Raw genomic sequence first — 9,397 nt, forward strand, 5'->3', positions numbered from 1 at the left:
CCGCGCGGTTCGTGAGAGGGCACCCTGGTCAGGGATGGTGCGATCGTGGTCGCCGGGCGCGTCGCTGGAAGGCTCTGAGGGAGAATCGGTCGATCGCGATGATGCGGTCGTTGCGGACAACGTGGACGGGGTCGCTGTGAGTGATACAGCTCTGGGTGGGGACGGCGTGAACGATATTGTCATGGGCCGTCCGGCCGAGTGGCGCGGTTCCGCCGGTGACGGTGGGCCGCACGGCAACATCGACGACCATCCCACGGCGGACCTGTCGGCGCCGGGCCCCGGCAACCAGGTGCCCACGGACGTCGGCGCGGGCGCTTCCGTCCCGCGTCCTGATCCCGCTGATCCCGCTGATCCCGCCGGGGCTGCCGGGTCGGGTGGGACGGCCGGGGCCCAGCCGAGTCCGCCGTGGTTCAGCGAGCCGTCCACCCGCCGCGCCGCTGCCGCGCATGGCGGCCCGGGGACGCACGGCGGTCGGGAGGCGCATGGCGGCCCGGAGACGCACGGCGGCCGGGAGGCACACGGCGGCCGGGAGGTACACGGCGGCCGGGAGAGCGGCGAGGAGGCCGCCGCCCGCGTGCCGTGGACCGAGCCGGCCGTCGCCGCCGGCGGCGCTGTCACTGATCGTGAAGGCGTCGACGGACGTGAGGAGGACGCCGCGGGCGGGGCCGGCGAGCCTGACGTGTACGCGGTCGAGTCGGCCCCCAACGAGACGTTGCAGCCGCTGCTGCTGCACTCCCTCGCGGAGCTGCGGGAGATCTGGATGCCGCTGCTGGAGGCCGCCGACGTCCGCAGCGTCGCCGAGATCGGCTCGGAGAGCGGGGCCACCACGTCCCTGCTCGTCGACCTGCTGCGCGGGCGCGGCGGGAAGCTGCTGGTCATCGACCCGGACCCGGGCGTGACACCCGAGCCCGGGGACGGCCTCGAGGTCGACGTGGTGCGCGGTTACAGCCCGCAGGCCCTGGTCGGGCTCACTCCCGCGGACGCCTATCTGATCGACGGCGATCACAACTACGCGACGGTGACCAGCGAGCTGGGGACGATCGCCGACGCCGCCCGGGCCGCCGGCCGTCCCCACCTCCCTTTACTGATCATGCATGACGTGGGCTGGCCGAACGCCCGGCGGGACTCCTACTACACGCCCGAGCGCATCCCGGAGCCGGAGCGGCAGCCGTACTCGTGGGAGCTCGGGGTCCGCGTCGACAGCACCGGTGTGGTCACCGGCGGGCTGCGGGGCGAGGGGGCGTTCGCGTGGGCCCGGTCGGAGGGCGGAGCGGGCAACGGCGTCCGCACGGCGGTCGAGGACTTCCTCGCCACCCGTCCGCAGCTACGCCTGTTCGTGGCCGCGCCGATCTTCGGCCTGGGCATCGTGGTGGACGGCCGGGCCCCGTACGCCGAGCGGGTCGGCGAACTGCTGCGGCCGTGGGTGCGTAACGGCCTGCTGACCCGGCTGGAACGCAACCGGCTGGACCTCTACCTGCACGTGCTCCTCCTGCAGGACGAGATGATCGACGCCGCCCGCCGGCGGCAGCGGGAGTGGGCCCGCCTGGACGCGGCCCTGGCCGACCGCGCCACGACCGAACTGCGGCTGCTCGACGCGGCGGCCGAGGCCGAACGCGCGCTGGAGACGGAACGCGCGACCTCCCAGCAGTTGCGCGCCGCCCTCGCCGACGAACCGAAGCTCGTGCACGCGGCCCGGGTGGCGAACGCCGCGCTCAAGGCCCGGCTGGGCGGCCACCGAGGCGCGCGGGCGGTCCGCACGGCGCGGGCGGTACGCGGGGCGCTGCACAGCCGCCGCTGAGCTTCCAGCCGCCGAGCCCCCAGCACCCCGGCGGGCGCACCGGGCCGTGATCCGGGTGGCTGCCAGCCGCCGGCCGCGCCGGCCACCGGGGAAGATCGCCAAATATTTGTCGTTCTGTACGCCTACCGGGCCGAAAAGCGTACAGAACGACAAACTCGCCTGGATCATGCTCCGTGCGGGTGGCTGTGGTGCCGCCCGCGCTCTGTGGCCGGTGTCGTGGGCTCGGTGGCCTGTGTGTTGCGCGCGAGGCGGACGGCGGTGAGGGCGGCAAGGGCCAGGGCCGACCCGAAGACGATCGCGATGCCGGCCGCCGGCCACGGTGACCAGGCGGCCATGGCGCGCAGGGCCGCGACCGGTCCGCCTCCGGCGGGCCGCCAGAAGTGGCCGAGGACGAGCCACGCCGCGTCCAGCTGGATGCCGGCCGCGGCGGCGAGCACGGCGAGCGGCAGCCAGCGGGCCAGGCGTGGCCCCAGCGCGGCGGCCCCGGCGCCGGCGAGGACCGCGACCCCGGCGAAGCCGGTGAACAGGTACCGCCCGGAGACCCCGGTCATGTGCCCGGTGCGGGCGAGATGGGCGGCGGCCTGCCCGCCGATGATCACGAGCAGGCCGGTCGTCGGCCACAGCATGAACAGCAGGTCCGTCCGCCGCGCCCGGTCGCGGGCACGCAGGAGGCCCCAGCCGGCCAGGCCGCCGAGCAGGCCCGAGGCGATGATCACCAGCGCCGGGGGGAGATCGGCCTCGTACCAGCCGATGGAGCCCCACCAGCGGGTCGCCAGCCGTTCGGACATCCACGACCAGTAGACGCCCCAGTCCCGTCCGGCGTACTCGCCGGGCGGGAAGCCCGGCGTGCTCGGCTGGACGGTATGCCAGCGCAGGATGTTGACCAGCCACCACCAGCCGCCGGCGGCGATCATGAGCCCGCCGCAGAGCACGGCGGACGGCCACCGGGAGCGCGCGCCGCGCAGCCGGGCGCAGGCGTATGCCGCGGCGGCCATCGGTACCAGCACGACCGCGAAGAACTTCGTCAGCAGCGCGAGACCGGTGAGCAGCCCGATCCAGCACGCGGTCCGCGTCGAGGTGTCCCCGCGCAGCACGTGGGCGACGGCCACCGTGACCAGCCCGCCGAGGCCGATCAGCAGATTGTCGTTGTTGACGCTGGAGCCGATGTGGACCAGCTGCGGCACGGCGCAGGGGACCAGCGCGGCAACGGTCGCGGCGACCGGCCGGGAGCACAGGCGTCTGGCGGCGGCGTGGGCCAGCAGCGGTAGCGGTGCCACCATCAGGACGCTTACCATCCGTAGCAGGCCGATGGTCACGTCCCAGCGCCGGGCGTCGCCGCTGTCCGGAAGCGCTTTGAGGATCGCGGCTTCCACCAGGTAGTACAGCGGTGGATGCTGGACCATCTGCTGGATGTAACCGGCCGGCTGCTCCGGGACGGCGAGATCCCGCCAGGCCGGCCGCTGGGAGCGCGGGGGCGCGTCGTGCGCCGGGACCGGGGCGACGGTGAGCTCGTAGGGACTGCTCCGGCTGCCGAACGGTGACGCTCTGATGGCACCGACCCCGTCCGGCGTCACCACCGCGTCGCCCGGGCGCGGCCAGCCGTAGCCCTGGACGAGCCGCATGACGGCGTCGACCTGGTTCGGCTCGTCCGGCGCGTGGTACTGGGGCACCAGCACCGACCAGGAGGCGAGCAGGAACGTGAACACGGCGGTGATCAGCCAGATGTGGCCGGGCGTCCGGCGCGGGATCCCAAGCGGGCTGAACCGCTCCACCGGGCGGCCGCCGGACGGCTCCGCGGCGACGGCGACAGCGACAGGCGTACCGGCTGCGGCCTCCATCAGAACGGCTCCGGGGCTCGGGCCCGTGGCGGCGCGGGAAACACGCGGCCGCGCCGCCTCCGGCCCGCTGACGGGCGGGGGCTGGGGATCTCCGGGAACGGATGGTTGCCATCGTACGTATGCTTCGCGGCTTTTCGGTGGCCGTGCGCGCTGTGAAAGCCTTCGTTCCCCGCGGCTGCCGGGAACCACACCTCAGCCGCCGGCGCAGCCACCGCCGGCGCGTCAGACGCGGCTGGTCAGCGCCAGGAGCCGACCTGGCCGACCACCTTCGCCGGGCTGCCCGCGACGATCGTCTTGGTGGGGACGTTCCTGGTCACCACGGCACCGGCCGCGACGACCGCGCCCTCGCCGACCGTCACCCCCTTCAGGATGATGGCGCCGGTCCCGATCCAGGCCCGGTCCTCCAGGACGACGGGGGCGCTCATCGGCTGCTCGACGCCGTCCACGGTGATGGGGTGGAAGTCGTTGTCGAGGATCTGGGTGTTCCAGGAGATGGTGCAGCCGGCGCCGATGCTGACCCGTTCCCGCACGAGGATCTTCGCGAAGCCGTTGATGTTGACGCCGTGTCCGAGCTGTAGCAGGCCGGAGTCCACCACGATGCGGGTGCCGCGCTGTACTGAGACGACCCCCTCACAGCGCAGCCGCCCCTCGGGGTGGATCCGCAGCACGGAGACGTCCCGCCGGGTGGAGATCCCGAACGGGCCGAGGCCGATCCGCAGCGCCGCGCCGTCGGCGAACTCGATCCGTTCGCGGCCTTCGAGCACGGTGGGTGAACCCGTCCAGATGGGCTGCCCGTACGCGAGCGGATAGCGCAGCCCGGCCACGAAGGACCGCGCCGACGTCTCCCGCCCGGCCCGCAGCGCCCGGACGTTGCGGGCGTACTCGCGCGCGTCGCCGACGAACCGCCGGTCGAGCCGGTTGACCTGACTGCCGAGACGCTCGATGAGCCCACCCATGGCCGGAAATCCTAGTCCGTCGGCACGGAGCGATCATGACCTCCGTGCGCCGCCGCCTGCCATCGATGATGGCGCTGAGACGTACCGCCAGCAGCGCGTCCGTACCGGCGGGTGCGGTCCCGGCCCGTACCGCCGCCACCCGCACGACCGGCAGGCCGGCCGGCGAACGTGGTGAGAGGGGTGGGCCGCCGCGTCGCGGGACCTCCGTGACCGGCCGGTGGCCGCGGCGTGTAACGCTGGCATCCGGTAACCCCGGCATCCGGTAACCCCGGCATCCGGTAACCCCGGCATCCGGTAACCCCGGCATCCGGTAACCCCGGCATCCGGTAACCCCGGCGTCCTGTGACCCCGGCATGCGGACGGGGCAGCCGAAGCACGCGCGGAGGAGGTTGTGATCATTCGACCTGACCGGCCCGGCCGGTCCGGCCACAACTCGACGGCACCGGCGAACCTCCCGTTCCCGGGCGGAAATCAGGAGTCACATCGACGTGAGTGTCAGCGTTGTACGCGCATCTGTCAGCCCCGGCGTACCCGTCCTCAGGAAGCAGAGCGGCGTCGGGACGGTGGCGGAGGCACCCGCCCCGCCCTATGTGACGGTCGTGCTGCCCTGCTACAACGAGCAGGATCACATCGTCCACGAGCTGGAGCGGATCACCGCCGCGATGGACACCAGCGGCTACAGCTACGAGCTGCTGGTCATTGACGACAAGTCGACCGACAACACGCTGGCGTTGCTGCGCGGCGTGATGCACCGCTTCCCGAACATGCGGCTGATCGCGTTCCGCCGCAACGGCGGGTCGGGCACCGCGCGCCGGATCGGCACCCAGGACGCCCGCGGGAAGATCGTGGTCTGGACCGACGCGGACATGACCTACCCGAACGAGCGCATCCCGGAGTTCGTCCGCCATCTCGACGCCTGCCCCGACGTCGACCAGGTCGTGGGCGCGCGCACGACCGAGGAGGGCACCCACAAGTGGGCGCGGGTGCCGGCCAAGTGGTTCATCCGGATGATCGCGCAGCGGCTGTCCGGCATGAAGATCCCCGATCTGAACTCGGGGCTGCGGGCGTTCCGGCGGGAGGTTTCCCTGCCGTACCTGCGGCTGCTGCCGCCCGGGTTCTCCTGCGTGACGACGATCACGATGGCGTTCCTGTCGAACCAGCACCCCGTCGACTACATCCCGATCGACTACGCGAAACGCTCGGGCAAGAGCAAGTTCCACCCGTTCCGGGACGCGCGCCGCTACATCCTGCAGGTGCTGCGGATGGTGATGTACTTCGACCCGATCCGGGTGCTGATGCCGATCGCCCTGTGGATCATGGGGCTGGGTTTCGTGAAGCTCGTCGCCGACCTGATCCGTTACGACCTGCGGGTCACCACGTCCACGCTGCTGGCGATCCTGGTCGGTTTCCAGATCGTCGTGCTCGCCCTGATCGGGGATCTCGTGGCCCGCTCCCGCGGCGGCGACTGATGCCCCGCCGGACTGCGCTGCCGTCCCGCCGGGTCCCACGGTGACGGATGCTCCATGGTGACGGACGTTCCCCCATGCTGACGGATCTTTCATCCCTCACGGTGAGGCTCCTTCCACAGGGACGGACGAGATGACAGGTGAGCGGCCGGAGAGGCACGCCGGGACGCCGGCGCCGGCGCGGTCGCGGATCGCGATCGTCGGCCCGGCCCATCCCTACAAGGGCGGTGTCGCCCAGCACACCACCGAGCTCGCGCACCGGCTCGCGGCGTGTGGCCACGACGTCCGCCTGGAGTCCTGGTCGGCGCAGTACCCGGCCCGGCTCTACCCGGGCCGGCAGCGGGTGGACGCCCCCGAGACGCGGCCGTTCCCGGCGACGTCCTACCCGCTGTCATGGCGGCGGCCGGACACCTGGCCGCGGCTGGGCCGCCGGCTGCGCACCGGCGTGGACGCGGTGGACGCCGTGGTCGTCGTCGTGGTCACCCCGATCCAGGCGCCGGCCTATCTGGGCGTCCTCGCCGGCCTGCGCCCGCCGGCCCCGCGGCCAGGAAACGCGCCGGCGGGCGGGGGGCGGGGAAGTGCGCCGGCGGGCGGGGTGCCGGCGGAGAACGGTCGCGCCGTCCGTGTGGGCCGGGGCCTCCCAACCATCGGTGGGCGGGAGGACAGGCCGGTGGTTCTTGCGCTGTGTCACAACGTGTTGCCGCACGAGCGGCGAGCCCTGGACGTCCCGCTGGTGCGGGCGGTGCTGCGCCGGGTGTCCGGGGTCCTGGTGCACACGCCGGCCGAGGCCGAGCGGGCCCGCGGCCTCACCACCCGCCCGGTGTGGGTGGCGCCGATGGCCCCGCACCTGGGCGCGGCCGGCGGCGCTGTCTCCGACCGTACTCGCGACGGCGCTGCCGGCCGTACCCGCGATGGCGCCGCCGGTGGCCGGAGGCTGTTGTTCTTCGGCCTGGTCCGGCCGTACAAGGGTCTGGACGTGCTGTTGCGGGCGCTCGCCGCCGGCCCGCCCGACGTGCGCCTGACCGTCGCCGGGGAGTTCTGGGGCGGGGTTGACGACACCCGGCGGCTGGTCGGCGAGCTCGGTCTGGCCGGGCGGGTGGAGCTGCGTCCCGGCTATGTGCCGGCCGCCGAGGTGCCGGCCCTGTTCACGGCCGCCGACGCGCTGGTCCTGCCGTACCGGTCGGCGACGGCGACCCAGAACGTCGACCTCGCCCACCGCCACGGCCTGCCGGTGGTGGCGACCGCTGTCGGCATGCTGGGGCAGGCCGTGCGGGACGGGGTGGACGGCCTGCTGGCCGCCCCGGACGACCCGGGGTCGCTGGCCGCCGCGCTGCGCCGGCTGTACGAGCCGGGCGTGCTCGACACCCTGCGCGCCGGGATCGTCCCGCCGGACGCGGACGCGGCCTGGGAGCGCTACCTGACGGTGCTCCACGAGGCGCTCGGCCGTCGCTGACGCGTTGTGTCCCGGGGTGCTCCGGGGGAGTTGTCGGTGTGTGTCGGTCCACCGGAACAAAACATTCCGCCACCGCATGTCGAATCCTCCGGTCGAACGGGCGGCCGTTGGGCCGCCGAGGGCATCCATGTCAATGGGCGTCGGCCTGTGTTTTCCGGTTGTGTATCGGCAGGTTTTCGTCCGGGTTCGGCACCGGACGGCCTCCCCGGCCGCTGGCCGGCCGTGTCCGCAACAAATCTCACGCAACATCGGCAGGTGATATCCGGGATGTAGTGACGTGGCACCGGACGGTGTGGAATGGTGAGCGCCGTAAACACGACGGGGTGACGTCCGCCTGCTTGCGATGATGCCGGGCCCACGTTGTCCTGTCTTTTCCCGCCGCATTTTCTCCGTTCTTCCCCCTGTTCTTCCCTGTGCTGTTCCATTGCTGTTCGCCTGCTGTTCTTCTGCTGTGCGCCCGTTCGGGTGCGTAGGTCACCCAGGTCCTTCCTCGGACCGTGCCGTGGGTCGGTACGGTCCGCTGGGCCCTGGGTTCCGCGCTGTTGTCGCGCCGTGTCCGTGCCTGTTTTTCGGCATGCATGCGGCTCCTTGGTTGATGAGTTCTCGGGAGTGCGCCCATGGTCGGCCGGCGGCGTTCCGCTCCGTCTCGGCGGATGTTGCGTGGTGTCCAGCGACGGTTTACCCGCCGGCGGCTGGCCGCCATCTCCATCGGGCTGGTGCCGCTGGTGGTGCTGACCACGCTGGCGGTCATCCAGGTGGCCGGCGGGGCGGGCCGGCCGGCGCCGCTGATCAACCCGTTCCGGAACGTGGCGTTGCCGCAGAGCTCGAGCGGCAGCGCGGCGGGCCGGGAGACCCAGGTGCCGACGGCCCGCGCCCAGGCGGTGTCCGGGCCGGCGCCGTCGGCGGAGCAGGTGCGCGCCCAGGTCCCGCCGGTCGCGGGTACGGTGCCCACGACGCCGCGGGAGCCGGAGCGCCCGGTGGAGCTGCCGGAACCGGATCCGGCCGCCGGCGCGGCGAAGCTCGGCCCGGCCTGGACGATGGACATGGGCACGCCGGAGTGGGGTGTGCTGCCGGGGCAGGCACTGCGGCCGGGTCAGGTGGAGCTGCCGGAGCGGCGCACGGCGTGGAGCGACGAGTTCCGTAATCCCGATGGGACGTATACCGCCCGGGTGTATTCGGCGCCGAAGCGGTTCACCGATGCCGGTGGCAGGTGGGTGGACATCGACACGAACCTGGTCGCGGCGGCGGGTGGCCGCCATCGGGTGGCCGCGGTTGAGCATCCCGTCGATGTCGCGGACAGTGCGGATGATCCCCGTCTGGTGGCGGTCCAGGTGGGTGCGGGCGCATCGGTGTCGTTCGGGATCGCCGACGCACGGCCGGCGCGGGCGGTGGTGGACGGGCCGGCCGCCTCCTACGCGGGGGTGCGGCCGTCGTCGGATGTGGAGCTGGCCGGGACGTTGTCGGGGTTGAAGGAGACCTTGGTCCTGCACGCGGCGGACGCCCCGGCCAGCTGGACGTTCCCGCTGGCGCTGGAGGGTCTGACCGCCACCCTGGATGCCACGTCCCAGCAGGTTTCCCTCGCCGACGCCAAGGGTGTGGTGAAGGCGGTGATCCCGCGTGGGTCCATGGAGGATTCCGCGGTCGACCCGCACGTGGGTGCCGGGGCGTATTCGGAGGGTGTGCGTTATTCCCTGGTGCCGGGGGCGGACGGCCGGCTCGCGTTGCGGGTGGATCTGGACGAGGAGTGGCTGGCGGATCCGGCGCGGGTGTTCCCGGTGCGGGTGGATCCGTCGGTGGAGGTGCTGCAGGCGTGGGCGGATGACACGTATGTGTCCTCGGCGTTCCCGAACTCGCATTACAACACTCTGGGCGATATTCACGTGGGT

General features: G+C 72.8%; 5 protein-coding genes and 1 pseudogene. 4 read left to right on the forward strand and 2 right to left on the reverse strand.

The window, feature by feature from the left end; all coding sequences use genetic code 11:
• The first annotated feature begins 136 nt into the window (after positions 1-136).
• Entirely contained in the window at positions 137-1,798 is a 1,662-nt protein-coding gene (locus tag NBW84_RS13130; RefSeq protein WP_250284941.1) for a class I SAM-dependent methyltransferase, read from the forward strand.
• A gap of 164 nt (positions 1,799-1,962) precedes the next feature.
• Here NBW84_RS13130 and NBW84_RS13135 read toward each other — a convergent pair whose 3' ends face one another.
• Positions 1,963-3,636 carry a DUF2142 domain-containing protein gene (locus NBW84_RS13135; RefSeq protein ID WP_250284943.1) on the reverse strand — a complete coding sequence of 558 codons (1,674 nt, stop codon included), beginning with the start codon at positions 3,634-3,636 and terminating at the stop codon, positions 1,963-1,965.
• Positions 3,637-3,872: 236 nt separating this feature from the next.
• Positions 3,873-4,592 carry a DapH/DapD/GlmU-related protein gene (locus NBW84_RS13140; RefSeq protein WP_250284944.1) on the reverse strand — a complete coding sequence of 240 codons (720 nt, stop codon included), beginning with the start codon at positions 4,590-4,592 and terminating at the stop codon, positions 3,873-3,875.
• Between the two features lie 563 nt (positions 4,593-5,155).
• Here NBW84_RS13140 and NBW84_RS13145 point away from each other — a divergent pair.
• The 3 genes and pseudogenes from NBW84_RS13145 to NBW84_RS13155 all read left to right on the forward strand — a co-directional run.
• Positions 5,156-6,061, forward strand: a complete 906-nt coding sequence (locus NBW84_RS13145) for a glycosyltransferase family 2 protein (protein WP_250284951.1) — start codon at positions 5,156-5,158, stop codon at positions 6,059-6,061.
• Positions 6,062-6,191: 130 nt separating this feature from the next.
• Positions 6,192-7,511: a glycosyltransferase gene (locus NBW84_RS13150; protein ID WP_250284945.1), complete on the forward strand. Its 1,320-nt coding sequence runs from the start codon at positions 6,192-6,194 to the stop codon at positions 7,509-7,511.
• Positions 7,512-8,164: 653 nt separating this feature from the next.
• Positions 8,165-9,397: pseudogene (locus NBW84_RS13155) on the forward strand (DNRLRE domain-containing protein); the annotation flags it as partial.

The organism is Protofrankia sp. CiP1_Cm_nod2 (genome assembly GCF_920664355.1).
In the GTDB taxonomy this organism is placed as follows: Bacteria; Actinomycetota; Actinomycetes; order Frankiales; family Frankiaceae; genus Protofrankia.

Bases quoted from the DNA above. Each gene is read 5' to 3' on its own strand.
- NBW84_RS13150 (WP_250284945.1), top strand. From the start codon at position 6,192: ATGACAGGTGAGCGGCCGGAGAGGCACGCCGGGACGCCGGCGCCGGCG.
- NBW84_RS13135 (WP_250284943.1), bottom strand. From the start codon at position 3,636: ATGGAGGCCGCAGCCGGTACGCCTGTCGCTGTCGCCGTCGCCGCGGAG.
- NBW84_RS13140 (WP_250284944.1), bottom strand. From the start codon at position 4,592: ATGGGTGGGCTCATCGAGCGTCTCGGCAGTCAGGTCAACCGGCTCGAC.